Raw genomic sequence first — 18,852 nt, 5'->3', positions numbered from 1 at the left:
CGGAGCACCAATGAACACAGCCTTACTCTTAATTGATCTGCAAAATGACTTCTGCCCCGGCGGGGCACTGGCGGTGACCGAGGGCGATCGCGTGATTGCCGTTGCAAATCAGGCCATTAATGCTTGCCTGCAACAACAGATAGCCGTCATCGCCAGCCAGGATTGGCACCCTGCGGACCACCGTAGCTTTGCCATCAATTCGAATGCGGTGCCGGGTACTATCGGGGATCTGAATGGGCTGCCACAAGTCTGGTGGCCAGTACATTGTGTGCAGCATACGCCGGGAGCTGATTGGCATCCGCAATTGCAACAAGAGGCCATCACCGCCACCTTCCGCAAGGGGCAAGATCCTGACGTCGATAGCTATAGCGCTTTCTTTGACAATGGTCGGCGGAGTAAAACAGCGCTGGATGATTGGTTGCAGCAGCAAGGTATAGATCGCTTGTATATTATGGGGCTAGCAACAGATTACTGCGTAAAATACAGCGTGCTAGATGCATTATCTTTAGGTTATCAAACCACAGTCATCAGTGACGGTTGCCGCGGCGTAAATTTACAACCGCAGGATAGCCAGCAAGCGTTTGATGTGATGAGCAAGGCGGGGGCTGACTTACAAACGCTGGCACAATTTGTGGCTGAAATTAATCCCACTCGTGGATAACCGCTTGGCGGTATAAACATCAACGGAGCCAGATAGGCTCCATTGATTCGCACAGATATTACATTTGCCAATCAGCTTCAGGCAGTGCCCTACTCTGGTTTCAGTTTAACCAATGTCGGCTGGCTAAATTGCTGCTTCAGCTCTTGCTTAGTTTTCATCACTATCTGGCCATCAGTGCCAATACTCATATGCTGCGCATCCTCGTTATGACGTGCTTGCCATAACATGACCATTTGCAGGCTGTTCTCTTTCTGCTTCGGTGTCAGCGCCACACCATCCGGCCATTTACCCAGCTCAACGGCCTGGGCTAAACGCTGGTAAATTTCCGGTGTCATCACTGAAATCAGGTCTTCAAGCTCCATCAGAGCATCCTTAGCTAAATGAATAATAAGCTGAATCGATTTTTCATACACCAAAATGCGGCATTAGCGGCTATTTAGCCCGCGATTTGCTCGCCATTTTGATCGTCAACAAAATTAAGTGACGCCGAATTCACGCAATAGCGCTCACCGGTAGGCTGTGGCCCATCAGGGAAAACATGCCCTAAATGCGCGTCACAATTGCCACAACGAATCTCCACACGATGCATATTATGTGAATAATCATCAACATAGCGGATAGAGTCTGCATCAAGCGGCTGATAGAAACTCGGCCAGCCGCAACCAGAATCGAACTTTGATTCTGAGATAAAAAGTGGCTGGTGACAACAGAGACACTGGTAGACGCCATCGCGTTTGTTATGCAGCAATTTGCCGCTAAAAGGCGCTTCCGTCCCCCGTTGCTGGGTGACATGCCGCTGAATATCGGAGAGTTTCTCAATATTTTCTGTGGGGTTCAGTTCTTTAGCCATTTGTGCGATTCTCTGGCAGGGAATAAAGTCAACGAAAACAACGTCTAATAATAACAAAAAATTAACAACAAAGCATTTAAAATTGTCCTAAACTGTATGCCATCGAGGTGTTAACGGTGTAAATGTGATAAAAATCTCAAATATTATGGATTCTCACTTTAAACTGAATAATTCGCCCCAATATAAAAATGAGGCTAATCGTATCTGGAAACGCGCGATTAATGTTCAATCTACCTACCTTGGTTTGATTTGTAGCAATAATTGACACGATTCCGCTTGACGCTCGGTAAGGTTTTTGTAATTTTACAACCAACCTTTTATTCACTAACAAATAGCTGGTGGAATATATGACTATCAAAGTAGGTATCAACGGTTTTGGCCGTATCGGTCGCATTGTTTTCCGTGCTGCTCAAGAACGTTCTGACATCGAAATCGTTGCAATCAACGATCTGTTGGACGCTGACTACATGGCGTACATGCTGAAATACGACTCTACCCACGGTCGTTTCGACGGTACTGTAGAAGTAAAAGACGGCCATCTGGTTGTTAACGGTAAAACCATCCGTGTTACCGCAGAGAGAGATCCGGCTAACCTGAAGTGGAACGAAGTTAAGGTTGACGTTGTTGCTGAAGCAACTGGCCTGTTCCTGACCGACGAAACTGCACGTAAGCACATCGCTGCTGGCGCGAAGAAAGTTGTTCTGACCGGTCCTTCTAAAGATGACACCCCTATGTTTGTTATGGGCGTTAACCACAAGGCATACGCTGGCCAAGAGATCGTTTCTAACGCATCTTGCACCACAAACTGCCTGGCTCCACTGGCTAAAGTTATCAACGACAAGTTCGGTATCGTTGAAGCGCTGATGACCACGGTTCATGCAACTACCGCAACTCAGAAAACTGTTGATGGCCCGTCTCACAAAGACTGGCGCGGCGGCCGCGGCGCATCCCAGAACATCATCCCTTCATCTACCGGTGCTGCTAAAGCTGTGGGTAAAGTTATCCCAGAACTGAACGGCAAACTGACTGGTATGGCGTTCCGCGTTCCTACTCCTAACGTTTCTGTTGTTGACCTGACTGCACGTCTGGAAAAACCAGCTTCTTACAAAGAGATCTGTGCTGCAATCAAAGCAGCTTCAGAAGGCGAGCTGAAAGGCGTTCTGGGCTACACCGAAGACGACGTTGTTTCTACCGATTTCAACGGCGAAAAACTGACTTCAGTATTCGATGCTAAAGCAGGTATCGCGCTGAATGACAACTTTGTGAAACTGGTTTCTTGGTACGATAACGAAACTGGCTACTCAAACAAAGTTCTGGATCTGATCTCTCACATCTCCAAATAATTGGATTGATGTCGAGCTCTGCCAAAAGCCACCTTCGGGTGGCTTTTTTATTTTAGTTGCGCAATATCAATAATTTACCACAACGACGCCCTGCATTTGCTGCAAGATTTAAAGCCTGTGATATTATCGAGAGACTGAAGTTCAATGGATCTCAAGCTCCCTTTCCCATAAGGCCAAACGAATGAACGAGAAAGTATTCACCCTACCTGTTGTTGAACAAATTTCACCTTACATCAGCCAACGCCAGTTGGATGAATTGCCAATCGTGGTTGTTTCCCACCCGAAGGTGCGTGCGGCAGTGAGCTTGCAGGGCGCGCACTTATTGGCCTATCAACCTAGTGGTGAACAACCTGTTATTTGGTTGAGTAATAACACACCATTTAAGGATGGTATCGCTATTCGCGGTGGTGTGCCGATATGCTGGCCTTGGTTTGGCCCATCAGCACAACCGTCACACGGCTTTGCACGTCTTCTGCCATGGACCCTCAGTGCCCATGATGAAAATGAGAATGGGGTAATTTTGACCTTCACCCTGGAAGACAGTGATGCTTCACGTCAATTCTGGCCCCATCCATTCACTTTGATTGCCCGCTTTAAGCTGGGTGAAGAGTGCGAAATGGAGTTGGAATCACACGGCGATTACCAGGCGGTTGCGGCGTTACATACTTACTTCCAGATTGGCGATATAAGCCAGATTAAGATCAGTGGCTTGGGTGATAGCTATCTCGATAAAGTGCTGAAAATTGCCGATGCGAAACAGCAAGGCGACTTAGTGTTTGATGGTCAAACTGACCGTATCTACACCCAGCCAGAGGCCTACAGCCTGATCAAAGATGCCGCGTTGAAACGCACCATTGAAGTACACCATCATCACCAAAGTGATGTGGTTGCCTGGAATCCAGGGGCTGAGTTGTCTAGCAGCATGGTGGATATGCCAAATGATGGCTATAAAACAATGGTTTGTGTGGAAACAGCGCGCGTGAATCAGCCTTTGGTCGCGACTACTGATGCCCCCGCACGTCTCGCCATGACCATTCGCAGCCGTAAAAATGGCTGATAGCACTATCCGCTATTAGAAACAGAAATGGGGCGCTATGCTGGCCCCATTTGAGGTTATTGACAAAGTACCGATTGCGGAGAGAACAGCTAGATCGTAAAGACGCCGTAAATCCCTCCCTGGAGGCTCGAGCCGCGCCATCCCTGGCGCGGACGCTTTACTCTTCTACCTGTCCTCTCCGTTCCTGATCGCACCATCGGGTTTGTCAGCAGTCTGATTTTTTATGACTCAAATATCATCTACGCTAAATTAGCGGAAGCTGTAGGTCACACCCGTCCACAACACGCCGCTGTATGAAGCATCAACCATTGGGCTATTTTTCACTTCATTAGCTAAACGCATATAACGGCCAGTAAAGAAAGCATTCCAATTTGGATTGATATTGTAGTTAGCTGATAGCTCCAGATACGGTGCCCAGCTGTCGCTTGGGTTGTATTGCGCTAAACCACTGCGGGCAGACTCCCTGCTGCTGACACCGTAATAGTAGCTATTTTGATCGCCACTGCTCCAGCTCACACCCACGCCTGGCGTCAGTGTCCAGCTATCGACGCTATAACGGTAAAGATAGGCCAAATCACCGATAAAGCCACCACTGTTATCCAGTACATCACCCGAGAAGGCGGCACGCAAAGTACCCCAATCCTCAATATGGGAATATGACATACCGGCCATCATGGTGCTGCGACGTCTGTCCAACTGCTGCATCTGGTAATCATCACTGTCACCCGGTTTAAAGTGCAGCGGCAGGAAATAAGCATCGATTGACAGGCGGTTACTATTATCATTCCACAGGTAATAGCCGGCAGCCAAGGTGCGGAAGTAAAAGTTATCACTCTCATAAGAGATGATCGGGACCGGATAGACGCGGTCATTCTTACCACGATAAGGGTCTGGACTCACTAAGGCAGAAGCCCCCAGAGACCAGGTTCCCGCCATTGCCGTCGGCATACAAACAGCCGTAGCCGCTGCCAATACAGCCAATGTTTTTATTTGCTTCGCTTTTAGATAACTCTGTTTCACAGATTAAATCCCTTTGGTAAAAAATAATTAGTTAACTTAGTGTAAATCAATTGGTTGCCAGTGGCGAAATCTTTACACATCTGACTTAGACACTCATCTTATCTGTATAAGTTATCATCAATTATTGGACGGGTGATAACCAAAAATTTACGTCGCCTTAATCACAATAAAATAACGAGATATTCAAATAGATAAGTTCAATTAATCATATATAAAACACTGACAATGAAATAAAAAATAGCTTTAATTACCGAATAATGGTTATTTATTGTTCTATGGGTGGCAAATCGTCGGTTAAGGCTAACTTGACCTTTAGTGAAGACGCGACCATAACAATAAGGTAGTAGTTTCAAAATTTTAACCCAATAAAGCACTACTACTATTTTATGTTCCCAACCATTCAAACAGGACGGGCATCGCTATGAACATATTTGATCACTATCGCCAACGCTATGAGGCGGCCAAGGACGAAGAGTTCACACTGCAGGAGTTCCTCACCATCTGCCAGCAAGATCGCAGTGCTTATGCCAATGCGGCTGAGCGGCTGCTGATGGCTATTGGTGAGCCAGTCATGGTCGATACCGCACTAGAGTCCCGCATGTCTCGGCTATTTTCTAACCGGGTTATTGCCCGTTACCCTGCTTTTGAAGAGTTTTATGGCATGGAAGAGGCCATAGAACAGATAGTCTCCTATCTCAAACACGCCGCTCAAGGGCTGGAAGAGAAGAAACAGATCCTCTATTTACTCGGCCCTGTGGGTGGGGGTAAGTCATCACTGGCTGAACGCCTAAAAGCACTGATGCAGCGGGTGCCTATCTATATTTTAAGTGCCAATGGCGAGCGCAGCCCGGTCAATGACCACCCTTTGTGTTTGTTCAACCCGCAAGAAGATGCCGCGATTCTGGCCAAAGAGTACAGCATCCCGACCCGTTATCTCGGTACGATTATGTCGCCGTGGGCAGCCAAACGCCTGCACGATTTTGGCGGGGACATCACTAAATTTAAAGTGATCAAAGTCTGGCCTTCGATTCTTGAACAGATTGCGATAGCGAAGACTGAACCTGGCGATGAAAACAACCAGGATATCTCTGCGCTGGTGGGTAAAGTTGATATCCGTAAGTTGGAAAACCATGCGCAAAACGACCCCGATGCTTATGGTTATTCCGGTGCTTTATGCCGGGCTAACCAAGGGATTATGGAGTTCGTCGAGATGTTCAAAGCGCCAATTAAGGTGCTGCATCCCCTGCTGACAGCCACTCAGGAAGGGAACTATAACGGTACAGAGGGCATATCCGCCCTGCCATTCAGCGGCATTATTCTTGCCCACTCGAATGAGTCAGAGTGGGTCACCTTCCGCAATAACAAAAATAATGAGGCATTCCTTGACCGTGTCTATATCGTCAAGGTTCCTTATTGCCTGCGGGTATCAGAAGAGATCAAGATCTACGACAAACTGTTGAATCACAGTGAGTTAACCCATGCACCTTGCGCCCCTGGCACCCTGGAAACACTAGCACGTTTCTCGATTCTCTCCAGAATGAAGGAGCCGGAAAACTCCAGCATTTACTCCAAGATGCGGGTGTATGACGGTGAGAGTCTGAAAGATACCGACCCGAAAGCCAAGTCTTATCAGGAGTATCGGGACTACGCCGGGGTGGACGAAGGGATGAACGGTCTCTCTACCCGCTTCGCCTTTAAAATCCTCTCCCGAGTGTTTAACTTTGATCATGCTGAAGTCGCAGCCAACCCGGTACACCTCTTCTATGTACTGGAGCAACAGATCGAGCGTGAGCAGTTCCAGCAGGATGTGGCGGAGAAATACCTTGAGCACCTGAAAGGCTATTTGATCCCGAAATACGCCGAATTTATCGGCAAAGAGATCCAGACTGCTTATCTGGAGTCCTACTCTGAGTATGGTCAGAACATTTTTGACCGCTATGTTATCTATGCCGACTTCTGGATTCAGGATCAGGAGTATCGAGATCCAGACACCGGGCAACTGTTTGACCGTGAGGCGCTGAATGCTGAACTGGAGAAGATTGAAAAACCTGCGGGTATCAGCAACCCGAAAGATTTCCGCAATGAAATCGTCAACTTTGTGCTGCGCGCCAGAGCCAATAACAGTGGTCGCAATCCAAACTGGACCAGTTACGAGAAGCTGCGCACGGTGATTGAGAAGAAGATGTTCTCTAACACTGAAGAGTTATTGCCGGTTATCTCGTTTAATGCCAAAACTTCAACGGATGAACAGAAAAAACATGATGACTTTGTCGATCGGATGATGGAGAAAGGTTATACCCGCAAGCAGGTTCGCTTGCTGTGTGAATGGTATCTGCGGGTTAGAAAATCGTCATAACCCGGTAGCAAGGCGGCAACTGAATGAGGCCCCAGGAGCTTAGCCAACTAAGTGACTGGGGTGAGTGCAGGCAGCCAACACAGCAACAGTGTGGAAAATGCAGGCGGAGTCGTTTGGGGGGTATATGGGCTACTTTATTGACAGACGACTTAACGGCAAAAACAAAAGCATGGTTAATCGCCAGCGCTTTTTGCGCCGCTATAAGTCGCAAATTAAACAGTCGATTTCCGATGCCATCAACAAAAGGTCGGTTACTGATATTGATAGTGGCGAGTCAGTCTCGATACCTATTGATGATATCAATGAGCCAATGTTCCATCAGGGGCGTGGCGGGTTGCGCCACCGGGTACATCCCGGCAATGACCATTTTGTCACTAATGATCGTATTGAGCGCCCGCAAGGTGGCGGCGGTGGCAGCGGAAGTGGTCAAGGGAGTGCGGGTCAGGACGGTGAAGGCGAGGATGAATTTGTCTTTCAGATCTCCAAAGATGAGTACCTTGACTTGCTGTTTGAAGATCTCGCCCTGCCTAACCTGAAGAAAAATCAGTATAAGCAGCTGACAGAATTTAAAACCCATCGCGCTGGCTACACCTCTAATGGTGTACCGGCCAATATCAGTGTGGTTCGCTCACTGCAAAACTCACTGGCCCGGCGCACCGCTATGACGGCCAGTAAGCGCCGCGAGCTACGGGAGTTGGAAGAGACACTCCATCTGTTGGAGAACTCTGAACCGGCGCAATTGCTGGAAGAGGAGCGCGTACGTAAAGCCATTGCTGAGTTAAAGCAGAAGATCGCTCGTGTGCCTTTTATTGATACTTTCGATTTACGCTATAAAAACTATGAAAAACGGCCTGAGCCGTCCAGTCAGGCGGTGATGTTCTGCCTGATGGATGTCTCCGGTTCGATGGATCAGGCGACCAAGGATATGGCAAAGCGGTTTTACATCCTGCTTTATCTGTTCCTGAGCCGAACCTATAAAAACGTCGATGTGGTCTATATCCGCCACCATACGCAAGCCAAAGAGGTGGATGAGCAGGAGTTTTTCTATTCGCAAGAGACCGGTGGGACTATCGTCTCCAGCGCACTGAAGCTGATGGATGAGGTGGTTCAGGAGCGTTACGATCCCGCACAGTGGAATATCTATGCCGCCCAAGCCTCTGATGGCGATAACTGGGCTGATGACTCACCGCTGTGTCATCAATTGCTGGCAAAACAGCTGCTGCCGATGGTGCGTTACTACAGCTACATTGAGATAACCCGCCGCGCTCACCAAACCCTGTGGCGTGAATATGAAGATTTACAGGCAAATTTTGAGAATTTCGCCATGCAGCATATCCGGGAGCCTGAAGATATCTACCCGGTATTCCGTGAGTTGTTCCATAAACAGACAGTTGATAACTAAGCTAACATGGCCGGAGACTCTTTTCTGATTCAGAATTTCTGATGCAGAAATGGTTTTCCGGCTTTTTGTTGCGCTAAAATTATCACTCCTCGTGATTCTTAGAGTTAACCCCATGAAATGGCATGATGGAGTACGGCAGCCGGGTGTTCTGGCAGCATTAACCGCTGCGGTGCTATTTGGTGCCGGCACCCCACTGGCAAAACAACTGCTCAATACCGTCAGCCCGTGGCTGCTGGCGGGCTTACTCTATCTTGGCTCGGGAGCAGGTTTAGCGCTCTATCGGCTGCTCACGCGCGCAGCTGCCGTCAACCTGCCGCGTAACGAATTGCTGTGGTTTATCGGCGCGATTACGGCGGGGGGTATTGTGGCGCCGGTGCTACTGATGATTGGCCTCACCGCCATGCCAGCGTCGGGCGCATCCTTGCTGCTCAATGCCGAAGGAGTGTTCACCGCCCTGCTAGCCTGGTTCGCCTTCAAAGAGAATTTTGACCGCCGTATTGCGCTGGGCATGATGGTGATTGTGGCTGGCGCGGCCATTTTAAGCTGGCCGGGCGAGGCGCGTTTTACCGGCCTGTGGCCCACGCTGGCGATTCTGGGCGCCTGCTTTGCCTGGGGCATCGATAATAATCTGACCCGCAAAGTTTCACTGACGGATGCCACCTGGATTGCCGCCATCAAAGGTCTGGTGGCTGGTGCGGTGAATCTCAGCTTAGCTTTTGCGCTCGGCGCAACTTTACCACCACTGGCAAATCTGGCGGCTGCCCTGTTGGTCGGGTTCTTCGCCTATGGGGTGAGTCTGGCGCTGTTTGTGATTGGCTTGCGCCATCTCGGCACCGCACGCACGGGTGCCTATTTTTCTATTGCCCCCTTTTTAGGCGCAGTATTAGCCATCATCATGGGTGACACTGTCACGCTACCATTGATCCTCGCGGGTCTACTGATGGCGATAGGTATTTGGCTGCATCTGACAGAACAGCATGAGCATCAACATATTCATGATGAGTTGGAACACGATCACGTGCATATCCATGACGAGCATCATCACCACTCACATGATTTCCCCATTGTCACTGGCGTGCCCCATAAACACCGCCATCAACACCGCCCAATCACCCACAGCCATCCCCATTTTCCCGATGCACACCACCGCCATAAACATTGATCGGCCCTAAAAATGGAGCCGTTATCAGCAGCATGTGGCGGCCGGCGGCACACCTTTATAGATCATCCAGTTGGCTAAAACGTAGCGCCAGATAGTCCAGCACACTGCGCACCGAGGGCAGCAGCCCGCGCCGTGATGGAAATACCGCATGAATAATCTCATGGCGTAGCGACCAGTCCGGTAATAGCCGAACTAGCGACCCCGCGGCCAGTTGCTCGGCCACCATCATCACCGGCAGTTGTACCACCCCAACACCACGTTGTGCCGCACTGCGCAGAGTGGTCATATCAGCAGTGACCAGCCGTGGTTGGTGATAAATAGCAGCATGTGCCCCCTCTGGCCCATCTAAGCGCCAGATAAACTCCTGCTGGGGTTGCCCTAATCCAAGACTCGGCCAGCCACTCAGATCCGCAGGAGCCGTGACGGCGCCCTGTCGGGTGATCAATTCAGGGCTGGCCACCAGGCACTGACAGCGATTGCCCAACACCTTCAGTACCAGGTCACTATTTTGCAACGGCGGTGGCCGCACACGAATAGCAATATCGATAGCTTCCGCCACCAGATCCACCTGTCGGTTAGTCGCTTCAAGATGGAGAGTCACCAAGGGGCAACTGGCCATAAAATCCGCCAACATGCTACTGACCGTGGTCTGCAACAGCGCCACAGGGCAGGTGATGCGCACCACCCCTCGCGGCTCGGCACGGGTTAAATCAATTGACTCCTGAGCCGCCCGCGCCTCTTCCAACATCGCCTTGCAGTGTTCGTAATAGGTGCGCCCGACCTCTGTCACGGCAAAGCGCCGCGTTGAGCGCTGGATGAGCCGCACCCCCAATCTATCCTCCAGCAGGGCTAATCGCCGACTGAGCTTTGATTTTGGTAAGCCCAGCACCCGCGCTGCGGCACTGAAACCACCGTGCTCGACGACCTCGGCGTAATAGTAGAGATCATTGAGATCTTGCATGCCTGCCTCGTGGTTATCTTGCTGTCGTCACTATTATTGTTCCAATAATAGAACAGTGATGACTAATTTTGCTAGCTAGTGCATAGATTATCCCAAATATATACTTTCTCCAACTTGCAGCTGGTGCGTTGTACCGCAAGGCTGCTATACCCTATTCATGCTGTTGTAAGGAGATTAAGATGAAAAAAGTCCAAGGCATATATCGTGCTCCACGCCAACATTGGGTGGGTGATGGTTTCCCGGTGCGCTCACTGTTTTCCTATCAGAGCCATGGCAAACAGCTCAGCCCTTTCCTGCTGCTAGACTACGCCGGGCCGGCGGATTTCACGCCGACCACCCATCGCCGGGGTGTTGGTCAACATCCGCATCGCGGTTTTGAAACCGTCACTATTGTCTATCACGGGGAAGTTGAACATCGTGATTCAACCGGTAAAGGCGGCGTTATTGGCCCCGGTGATGTGCAATGGATGACGGCGGGTAGCGGAATTCTGCATGAAGAGTTTCATGCCAACACTTTCGCTCAACGTGGCGGGGCTTTCGAAATGGTGCAACTGTGGGTCAACTTGCCAGCCAAAGACAAAATGGCCGCGCCGGGCTATCAGGCTATTCGCAGTGAGAGCATTCCTCAGGTCGCGTTACCTGATGATGCCGGTAGTCTGCGCGTTATCGCCGGTAATTACGCCGGTGAACATGGCCCTGCACACATCTTCTCACCACTGAATGTTTGGGATATCCGGCTAAATCAGGGGAAAAGTGCTGAGTTCTCCCTGCCTGTAGGCTGGAACAGCGCCTTGATCGTGCTACGGGGCAGTGTGCTGGTTAATGGTGATGCCATTGGCCGTGATGCCGAAATGGTGCTGCTGGACGCGGCGGGCAGCGCCGTGACAATTGAGGCCAATAATGACGCCCTACTCCTGTTACTCAGTGGCGAACCTATTGATGAGCCTATTGTCGGTTACGGGCCATTTGTGATGAATACCCAGCAACAGATAAACCAAGCCATTGCTGACTTTAACAGTGGTCGCTTCGGTTCGATGGATAGCCCGTCATAATCTCGGCCTTTATTGCCATTACCTGATAACCATTTTGTCGGGTAATGGCACCTCCCTGCCAGTTAAAATAGAACTTACTCCATCCATTGGCTTAGTAATAAATAACTCACTTGCTGTCAGCTGCCAGTTGTAAATACTCCATTCACCGCTCCAATTGTCGACTAAACTTAATAACTAATCTTGCCCACCATCTGTTCTTTGCGTGCGGGAGCGAATAAATAAGAGTGCTGTATCTTTAATATTTTCATCACTATTTTTCGCTGAAAATTTGTCATTTATCCTATGTTCTTTATTAAAGAATAGTGGTATTCCATGACTACCAAGGTGATTTTATTGAAGTAATAGACTGCCAAGCGCTTATTTTGCATAGGAATTCCCCATGATGGCTAAGAAAAAAGCAGCATTGCAAGAGGCCACGCAGTCTGAATACAATGAAAATAGTGCGTTATTAACCGCACTGGATAGCTCATTAGCCATTATTGAATTTGACCTTTCCGACCGTATTATCGCGGTCAATCAAAACTATCTTGATTATTTTGGCTATCAACGTGAGGAGGTCATTGGTCAACATCATTTGATGTTTTGCCACTCAGACTACGCCACCAGCGAAGAGTATCAGAAGATTAAAAAGTGCTTACTGGCGGGGGAATCACTGGAAGGCAGCTTTAAGCGCTTGCACAAAGATGGTTCAACTATCTGGTTAGCGGCTATTTATCAGCCGGTCCCTGGCCCTGACGGCCCGGTGACTCACATGGTGAAAATCGCCAAAGACATCACTTTTTTAATTGAGCAGCAAGAGGCCACACAGGAGTGGGTGCAACTGTTAACCCAGTTAACGGATCGCAGTGACAGCGCCATGTTTATCACGGCAAATAGTGATCATGGGCAAGAGGCCATCTATATTAATCAAGGGTTTACCAAGCTTTTTGGTTACACGCCAGAGCAGGCGATGGGGCAAAATATGGTTGATTTGCTGCAGAGCGAACATCATGTGCAGCTGGCACTGATGGATGCCACCTCAGCCAATGCCCGCCAACAACTGCTGCCGCAAGAGCTTTTCTATGGCAAAGATCGTCAACCCCACTGGTGTTCCGCCGTCATCAACTCACTGGTGGATGAACAGGGGAAACCGAGCTTTAGCATCGGTGTACTCACTGATATCACCCTGACCAAAATGTATGAAGTGCTGCAATATCGGGTGCTGGAAGCCCTGGTCCGGGAGCGCCCCCTCGAAGAGGTGATGTCCTTACTGTGCCATGAAGTTGAGCGCATTGCCCCCGAAGTGACCGTCAGCATTTTACAAGCTAGCGGACAAAATTACCTTAGCCACCTCGCCGCCCCTAGCCTGCCCCTGATTTACACCGCCGCGCTCGCCTGCGTGCCCATTGGCCCGATAGCGGGTTCATGCGGGACGGCGGCATTTCGTAAGCAGGCGGTGGAAGTACAAGATATTGCAACTGATCCGCTATGGGAGAACTATCGCCATCTCATCCTGCCCCATGGGTTGCGGGCCTGTTGGTCAACCCCGATCCTATCCAGTCAGGGCGAGATTCTGGGCACCTTTGCTTTTTACTACAAAGAGGTACGCGGCCCCAGTGAGTTCCACTGTCAGTTGGTGAAGCTGATTGCCAACTTGTGCTCTCTGGCCATGGAGCGCGAGCAATCACGCAAGCAAATTCAGCATTTAGCCTTTTATGACTCACTGACCGGGTTGCCAAATCGCAGCCAGTTTCAGGTGTATGCTAAACAAGCCATCGCCATGGCCACTGAAATAGGTCACACACTGGCGGTATTAGTGATCAATCTGGATCGTTTCAAACAAGTGAATGACTCACTCGGTCAAGGGGCTGGCGATGAACTGCTCGCCTTAATCGCCCAGCGGCTGCGCAACGACCTGACCAAAAGTGACATTATTGGCCGCCTGTCCGGTGATGAATATATTATTATTTTGGCCCCCTGCACCATGCAGCAAGCCACCCTAAAAGTTGAGAAAATTCTCAGCCAGCTGTCTCAACCTTGCCAAATAGCCAGCGTCAATATTATTCCCTCCGCCAGTATCGGGATCAGCCTATATCCCGAAAATGGTCTGGATATGGATACGCTGATGAACCATGCCAACATCGCCATGCATAAAGCCAAAAATATGGGGCGCGGGTATTTTAATTTCTTTAGCGCCGAGATGAATGATCTCAATCAGCAACGGCAAGATATGGAAGATGCCCTGCGCCATGCCTTTCATATCGGCTCCCTTGAGCTATTTTATCAGCCACAAGTGATGTTGAAAGATGGGCATCTGTATGGGGTGGAGGCCCTTAGCCGCTGGAACCACCCGATACTGGGCAGTATCCCCCCGCAGCGCTTTATTCCTATCGCCGAAGAGAGTGGTCTGATTAACGAACTGGCCCTATGGGCGATTGAGACCGCCTGCCAGCAGTTAGCCGACTGGCGCTTGCGAGGGATTGATATCCCCTCAGTTTCGGTGAATTTATCCCCCACCAACTTCCATAATCCGGGCCTACCGGAGATGATCCTCCACATCTTGCAGCATTATCACTTGCCGCCACAGGATCTGACCCTAGAGATCACCGAAGATATCTTGATCGAGAATAATCCGGCCATTTTCGCCACCATAGAGAAAATTCATCGCCTGGGCGTGCGGCTATCAATGGATGATTTCGGCACCGGCTACTCCAGCCTAAGTTACCTGCGCCGTTTGGATCTGGATGAAATAAAGCTGGATAAGAGTTTTGTCCATGATCTTGAATATGACGAGACCAGCCGCACCCTCAGTGAGGCGGTGATACGTATTGGCGAGAGCCTACAGCTGTCAGTGATTGTCGAAGGGGTGGAGAATGAGGCCCAGCGCACCTTATTGAGCCGGCAAGGTTATCAGATTGGTCAGGGCTTCCTCTTCTCTGAGGCGCTGCCCGCCATCAAGTTGGAACACTGGTTAGAGCACCGCACTATCATTTAATCACTGCATCATTTAATCACTGCATCATTTAATCACAGCGTCATTTAGCTGATGAATAATAAGAGATAAACTATTAGTTGTAGTACTCTATTCGCGGCACTAAACGCCCCAATAAGTGACATTGTCACTGATATAACTGGGGTATCCCAACCTTTTCATTTGCCAGCAAGTTATTTATCCTTGCGGCCTTTGTTCTCTGGATGTTGTTCTGTTGTTATGCAAAAATTTCTTTTCCTGCTGTTAAGCCTGATTTTACTTGGCCCCTTGGGCATCGACCTCTACTTACCGACCATCCCGGCGATTGCCAAGGGGTTGCAGAGTAGCGAGTCACTGATCCAATCCACCATTGCCCTGTTCATATTGGTGCTGGGTATCGGTCAGCTTATCGCCGGGCCATTGGTTGATAAATATGGCCGCAAACCGATCGCCATTATCGGCATCATCCTCTACATGCTGGGTGCGGCTATGGCCGCGCTGGCGGTCAGCCCGCTGATGTTCGTCAGCTCCCGTCTGTTACAAGGTGTGGCGGTTTGCTGTACGGCGGTGGTGGCATTCAGTGGCGTGCGTGACCGCCTCAACGGCAATGAAGCCGCCCGCGCTTATGGTTTCCTTAATGGGACATTAAATATCGTCCCTGCGTTGGCACCACTACTGGGGGGATTACTGGCGGAAGCTTTTGGCTGGCGCGCCCCCTTCTGGTTCCTGGCGCTGTACGGCTTACTGGTCTTAATCCTCATCATCTGTTTTTTGCCAGAAACTCGCCCGGTGGATACCCAGCCCGCAAACGGCTTGCCAATCAAAAACTATCTGCGCATTTTGCGCGATGAGCGTTTTCTGAAATTCTCACTGGTGAATGCAGGGGCGATGGGCATGGCGTTAACCTATGTCTCGCTGGCCCCCAATGTATTGATGGTGGGCGCGGGGCTTAGCCCGCTGCAATTCTCGTTGGTTTTCGGCGCCAATGGTTTTTGGATCATGGCTGTCAGCTTTTTTGCCAATCGGATTATCCAAAAAGTGGGCCGCCCGACCTGCTTAATGGTCGGTAGCTGGCTAATGGCATTAGGCTCTCTGGGGCTACTATTTGGCCTAACACAGCTAGCGGCGGAAACACAAAACCACTGGCTGGTCTATATGTTACCTGTCGCCAGCGCCTGTGCCGGTTTAGCCTTTATGATGGGGCCGGCCACCAGCTATGCACTGGAACCTTACGCCAATGAAGCGGGTGTCGCCTCCGCATTGGTGGGCTTTGTTCAGATGGCCGGTGGTGCCGGGCTGGGCCTGTTGGCAATGGCCCTGCCGATTGAGCCTAAGTTGTCACTCGCCATTGTGATGCTGGCGGGCTGCTTACTGGCATGGCAGGCGCGCCGCGCCAGTAAACATGTTCGCGGCACCTTGCAAAAAATAAACTAGCCGCCGCCCTAAGGTGATGGTCGTCATCCTCAATATCCTGAGGATGACGAGGCCCCCCTGTTGAATACCCGCTACTGTGCGCGTTCAGCCGCTCAGGGCCGAACACTCACCGGCACTCTGGCCGCCAGTGCACACATCAACTCATAGCCTACCGTGCCTGCCGCTGCGGCCACATTATCGATCGGCAGGTTTGCACCCCAAATCTCAACTTGACTGCCCACCTGCGCCTGTGGGCATGGGGTTAAATCTACCGTGAGCATATCCATCGAAATCGCCCCCACCGTCTGGGTTAAAATCCCATCCACCCTGATTGGTGTGCCACTGGGGGCTAAGCGCGGATAGCCATCGGCATAGCCACAGGCCACCACGCCAATCCGCTGCGCGCCAGTTGCCCGGTAGCGGCTGCCATAACCCACCTGATGGCCAGCGGATAGCGCCTGAACCGCGATAATCTCACTGTGCAAATGCATCACCGGGCGCAAGCCAATCTCCGCAATATCGGCAATATTCCCACTGGGAGAGGCGCCGTAGAGAATAATGCCAGGGCGCACCCAATCGTAGTGCGTCTCGGGGGCATGTAGAATAGCCGCCGAGTTGGCAAAGCAGCGGGTCGCCGAAATATGCCCGCTAGCCTGTTGGATGCGCGAAAATTGCTCATGGGTGCCGATATGATTATCTGCATTGGCGAAGTGACTCATTAGCGTCACCTCAGCAACATTGCTCAGACTGTTTGCCCATTGCCAAACTGCATCTGCCTGCCCAACCGGGAAACCTAAACGATTCATGCCGCTATTGAGTTTCAAATAGATATTCAGCGGTGCGGATAAACGCGCGGCGTTGATGGCCTCAAGCTGCCAGTCACTGTGCACTATGGTGGTCAGTCGATAGTGATCCAACAGCGCCAGATCTTGCGGCTGAAAGAAGCCCTCAAGCAGCAAAATTGGCCCTTGCCAGCCCTGTTCGCGCAATAAGATCGCTTCATTCAAGTCCAGTAGCGCAAAACCATCGGTGGCAGCCAGCCCCTGCCAGATGCGCGCCAAACCATGGCCATAGGCATTGGCTTTCACCACCGACCAGATCTTCGCACTGCCTACATGGCGGCGAATAAGACTCAAATTGTGGTGCAAAGCGGACAGATGAAGCGTAGCGGCTATCGGGCGAGGCATGCTTATTCCTTCCAGAACAGTATTCAATGACTCACCGCTCAGCAGCATCTCTCTGCATGGCGGTGATGATTAATAGATAAAAATTGACTAACGAACCGGATGCACATCATGCAACGGCGTGAAATTTAGCGGCCGAAAGCCCGCACTATAACGCGCGACCGCCAAATCATCAGCCAATATAGCGGGACGGCGGCCATCGATAATATCAGCCAATAGTTGGCCCGAGCCGCACGCCATGGTCCAGCCCAAGGTGCCATGGCCGGTGTTCAGATAGAGATTCTTCAGCGAAGTACGACCAATAATCGGCGTGCCATCGGGCGTCATCGGGCGCAAACCGGTCCAGAAGCTGGCCTGACTGATATTGCCGCCATCGGGATAGAGATCCCTGACCACCATCTCCAGGGTTTCACGCCGCGCTGGTGCCAGTTGAGTATTAAAGCCAACAATTTCCGCCATCCCCCCCACCCGAATGCGATCATCAAAGCGGGTAATCGCAATTTTGTAGCTCTCATCCAACACGGTAGAAACCGGGGCCGAGGCGGGATCGGTAATGGGAATAGTCAGTGAGTAGCCTTTTAGCGGATAGACCGGAATGGAGACCAGCCCCGCCAGTAGCGCCGTTGAGTAGGCACCAAACGCCACCACATAGGCATCGGCCTTTATAATATCGTCGCCGCACAACACGCCAGCAATTTGATCACCCTCCACCAGCAGTTTATCTACCGGGCAATTAAAGCGGAATTTGACCCCCGCCTGCTCAGCCATCTTAGCTAAACGCTCGGTAAACAGTTTACAGTCGCCAGTTTCATCATTTGGCAAACGTAGCCCGCCGCTGAGTTTATGCGCCACTTTCGCCAATGCGGGTTCTACTGTGGCCAGTTGCTCGGCGGTTAACAACGAATATGGCACGCCGGCATCATCCAACACCGCAATATCCTTGGCGGCGTTATCAAACTGCTGCTCGGTTCGGAACAGTTGCAAGGTTCCCCCCTGCCGCCCCTCATACTGAATGCCGGTCGCTTCCCGCAGATCTTTTAAGCAATCACGGCTATATTCTGCCAGCCGCACCATGCGGCTTTTATTGATCATGTAGTGGGAGGTGTCGCAGTTTCTCAGCATTTGCCACATCCAGCGCAGCTGGAAACTACTGCCATCAAGGTGAATCGCCAGCGGTGCATGGCGTTGGAACATCCATTTTATCGCCTTAAGCGGCACCCCTGGCGCGGCCCAAGGGGCGGCATATCCCGGTGATATCTGCCCCGCATTGCCGGCACTGGTCTCCTGCGCTGGCCCCTCCTGACGATCAATGACAGTGACGTCATGACCCTCTTTCGCGAGATACCAGGCACTGGTTACACCCACAACGCCACTTCCTAAAATGACAATGCGCATATTCCTCTCCCAAACCACACCAAAAGCACAATATTCCGTTGACAGA

15 protein-coding genes are annotated in these 18,852 nt (G+C 50.8%); 9 read left to right on the top strand and 6 right to left on the bottom strand.

Annotation, left to right across the window (positions count from 1 at the left end; genetic code table 11):
* Nucleotides 1–10: 10 nt before the first annotated feature.
* The gene (gene pncA / locus HRK25_RS15230; RefSeq protein ID WP_005279307.1) at nt 11–661 is read left to right on the top strand and encodes a bifunctional nicotinamidase/pyrazinamidase; all 651 of its coding nucleotides are present in this window, start codon (nt 11–13) and stop codon (nt 659–661) included.
* Between the two features lie 89 nt (nt 662–750).
* On the opposite strand, the gene HRK25_RS15225 is transcribed toward pncA, so the two are convergent.
* Nucleotides 751–1,023, bottom strand: a complete 273-nt coding sequence (locus tag HRK25_RS15225) for a YeaC family protein (RefSeq protein ID WP_032899014.1) — start codon at nt 1,021–1,023, stop codon at nt 751–753.
* A 74-nt stretch (nt 1,024–1,097) separates the two neighbouring features.
* The gene (gene msrB, locus HRK25_RS15220; protein ID WP_005279312.1) at nt 1,098–1,511 is read right to left on the bottom strand and encodes a peptide-methionine (R)-S-oxide reductase MsrB; all 414 of its coding nucleotides are present in this window, start codon (nt 1,509–1,511) and stop codon (nt 1,098–1,100) included.
* 347 nt (nt 1,512–1,858) lie between these two features.
* Here msrB and gapA point away from each other — a divergent pair, with 347 nt between their 5' ends.
* Complete coding sequence (gene gapA, locus HRK25_RS15215; RefSeq protein WP_032899016.1) at nt 1,859–2,854, top strand: glyceraldehyde-3-phosphate dehydrogenase; 996 nt, start codon at nt 1,859–1,861, stop codon at nt 2,852–2,854.
* Between the two features lie 181 nt (nt 2,855–3,035).
* A complete protein-coding gene (locus tag HRK25_RS15210; RefSeq protein ID WP_005279318.1) occupies nt 3,036–3,911 on the top strand; it encodes a D-hexose-6-phosphate mutarotase in 876 nt (291 codons plus the stop codon).
* Between the two features lie 249 nt (nt 3,912–4,160).
* Here the strand turns inward: HRK25_RS15210 and HRK25_RS15205 are convergent, their stop codons facing one another.
* Nucleotides 4,161–4,859 (bottom strand): MipA/OmpV family protein, encoded by a 699-nt coding sequence (locus tag HRK25_RS15205; RefSeq protein ID WP_244262476.1) that lies wholly within the window; start codon nt 4,857–4,859, stop codon nt 4,161–4,163.
* A gap of 493 nt (nt 4,860–5,352) precedes the next feature.
* On the opposite strand from HRK25_RS15205, the gene yeaG reads away from it, so the two are divergent.
* From yeaG to HRK25_RS15190, 3 genes are all read left to right on the top strand, one after another.
* Nucleotides 5,353–7,287 carry a protein kinase YeaG gene (gene yeaG, locus HRK25_RS15200; protein WP_005278618.1) on the top strand — a complete coding sequence of 645 codons (1,935 nt, stop codon included), beginning with the start codon at nt 5,353–5,355 and terminating at the stop codon, nt 7,285–7,287.
* A 124-nt stretch (nt 7,288–7,411) separates the two neighbouring features.
* Nucleotides 7,412–8,689, top strand: coding sequence for a YeaH/YhbH family protein (locus tag HRK25_RS15195; RefSeq protein WP_005278619.1), 1,278 nt, complete (start codon nt 7,412–7,414; stop codon nt 8,687–8,689).
* A gap of 112 nt (nt 8,690–8,801) precedes the next feature.
* Nucleotides 8,802–9,851 carry a DMT family transporter gene (locus tag HRK25_RS15190; protein ID WP_005278621.1) on the top strand — a complete coding sequence of 350 codons (1,050 nt, stop codon included), beginning with the start codon at nt 8,802–8,804 and terminating at the stop codon, nt 9,849–9,851.
* Nucleotides 9,852–9,906: 55 nt separating this feature from the next.
* On the opposite strand, the gene HRK25_RS15185 is transcribed toward HRK25_RS15190, so the two are convergent.
* Nucleotides 9,907–10,812 carry a LysR family transcriptional regulator gene (locus HRK25_RS15185; protein WP_005278623.1) on the bottom strand — a complete coding sequence of 302 codons (906 nt, stop codon included), beginning with the start codon at nt 10,810–10,812 and terminating at the stop codon, nt 9,907–9,909.
* 179 nt (nt 10,813–10,991) lie between these two features.
* On the opposite strand from HRK25_RS15185, the gene HRK25_RS15180 reads away from it, so the two are divergent.
* The 3 genes from HRK25_RS15180 to HRK25_RS15170 all read left to right on the top strand — a co-directional run bounded on the left by HRK25_RS15180 (nt 10,992) and on the right by HRK25_RS15170 (nt 16,248).
* Nucleotides 10,992–11,864: a pirin family protein gene (locus tag HRK25_RS15180; protein ID WP_005278626.1), complete on the top strand. Its 873-nt coding sequence runs from the start codon at nt 10,992–10,994 to the stop codon at nt 11,862–11,864.
* Between the two features lie 379 nt (nt 11,865–12,243).
* Nucleotides 12,244–14,838, top strand: coding sequence for a sensor domain-containing protein (locus HRK25_RS15175; RefSeq protein ID WP_005278629.1), 2,595 nt, complete (start codon nt 12,244–12,246; stop codon nt 14,836–14,838).
* Between the two features lie 216 nt (nt 14,839–15,054).
* The gene (locus HRK25_RS15170) at nt 15,055–16,248 is read left to right on the top strand and encodes a multidrug effflux MFS transporter (RefSeq protein WP_049601694.1); all 1,194 of its coding nucleotides are present in this window, start codon (nt 15,055–15,057) and stop codon (nt 16,246–16,248) included.
* Nucleotides 16,249–16,340: 92 nt separating this feature from the next.
* Here HRK25_RS15170 and dadX read toward each other — a convergent pair whose 3' ends face one another.
* Nucleotides 16,341–17,414 carry a catabolic alanine racemase DadX gene (dadX, locus tag HRK25_RS15165; RefSeq protein WP_032898769.1) on the bottom strand — a complete coding sequence of 358 codons (1,074 nt, stop codon included), beginning with the start codon at nt 17,412–17,414 and terminating at the stop codon, nt 16,341–16,343.
* Nucleotides 17,415–17,501: 87 nt separating this feature from the next.
* A complete protein-coding gene (locus HRK25_RS15160) occupies nt 17,502–18,806 on the bottom strand; it encodes a D-amino acid dehydrogenase (protein WP_005278637.1) in 1,305 nt (434 codons plus the stop codon).
* Between the last annotated feature and the right edge of the window lie 46 nt (nt 18,807–18,852).

Source organism: Yersinia bercovieri ATCC 43970, assembly GCF_013282745.1.
Taxonomy (GTDB): Bacteria; Pseudomonadota; Gammaproteobacteria; order Enterobacterales; family Enterobacteriaceae; genus Yersinia; species Yersinia bercovieri.
Note: the sequence above shows the minus strand (reverse complement) of the source record. Positions and strands in the feature narration are given on the sequence as shown.

Coding starts and splice junctions, on each gene's coding strand:
- pncA (WP_005279307.1), top strand. CDS start 11: ATGAACACAGCCTTACTCTTAATTGATCTGCAAAATGACTTCTGCCCC.
- HRK25_RS15225 (WP_032899014.1), bottom strand. CDS start 1,023: ATGGAGCTTGAAGACCTGATTTCAGTGATGACACCGGAAATTTACCAG.
- msrB (WP_005279312.1), bottom strand. CDS start 1,511: ATGGCTAAAGAACTGAACCCCACAGAAAATATTGAGAAACTCTCCGAT.
- gapA (WP_032899016.1), top strand. CDS start 1,859: ATGACTATCAAAGTAGGTATCAACGGTTTTGGCCGTATCGGTCGCATT.
- HRK25_RS15210 (WP_005279318.1), top strand. CDS start 3,036: ATGAACGAGAAAGTATTCACCCTACCTGTTGTTGAACAAATTTCACCT.
- HRK25_RS15205 (WP_244262476.1), bottom strand. CDS start 4,859: ATGCCGACGGCAATGGCGGGAACCTGGTCTCTGGGGGCTTCTGCCTTA.
- yeaG (WP_005278618.1), top strand. CDS start 5,353: ATGAACATATTTGATCACTATCGCCAACGCTATGAGGCGGCCAAGGAC.
- HRK25_RS15195 (WP_005278619.1), top strand. CDS start 7,412: ATGGGCTACTTTATTGACAGACGACTTAACGGCAAAAACAAAAGCATG.
- HRK25_RS15190 (WP_005278621.1), top strand. CDS start 8,802: ATGAAATGGCATGATGGAGTACGGCAGCCGGGTGTTCTGGCAGCATTA.
- HRK25_RS15185 (WP_005278623.1), bottom strand. CDS start 10,812: ATGCAAGATCTCAATGATCTCTACTATTACGCCGAGGTCGTCGAGCAC.
- HRK25_RS15180 (WP_005278626.1), top strand. CDS start 10,992: ATGAAAAAAGTCCAAGGCATATATCGTGCTCCACGCCAACATTGGGTG.
- HRK25_RS15175 (WP_005278629.1), top strand. CDS start 12,244: ATGATGGCTAAGAAAAAAGCAGCATTGCAAGAGGCCACGCAGTCTGAA.
- HRK25_RS15170 (WP_049601694.1), top strand. CDS start 15,055: ATGCAAAAATTTCTTTTCCTGCTGTTAAGCCTGATTTTACTTGGCCCC.
- dadX (WP_032898769.1), bottom strand. CDS start 17,414: ATGCCTCGCCCGATAGCCGCTACGCTTCATCTGTCCGCTTTGCACCAC.
- HRK25_RS15160 (WP_005278637.1), bottom strand. CDS start 18,806: ATGCGCATTGTCATTTTAGGAAGTGGCGTTGTGGGTGTAACCAGTGCC.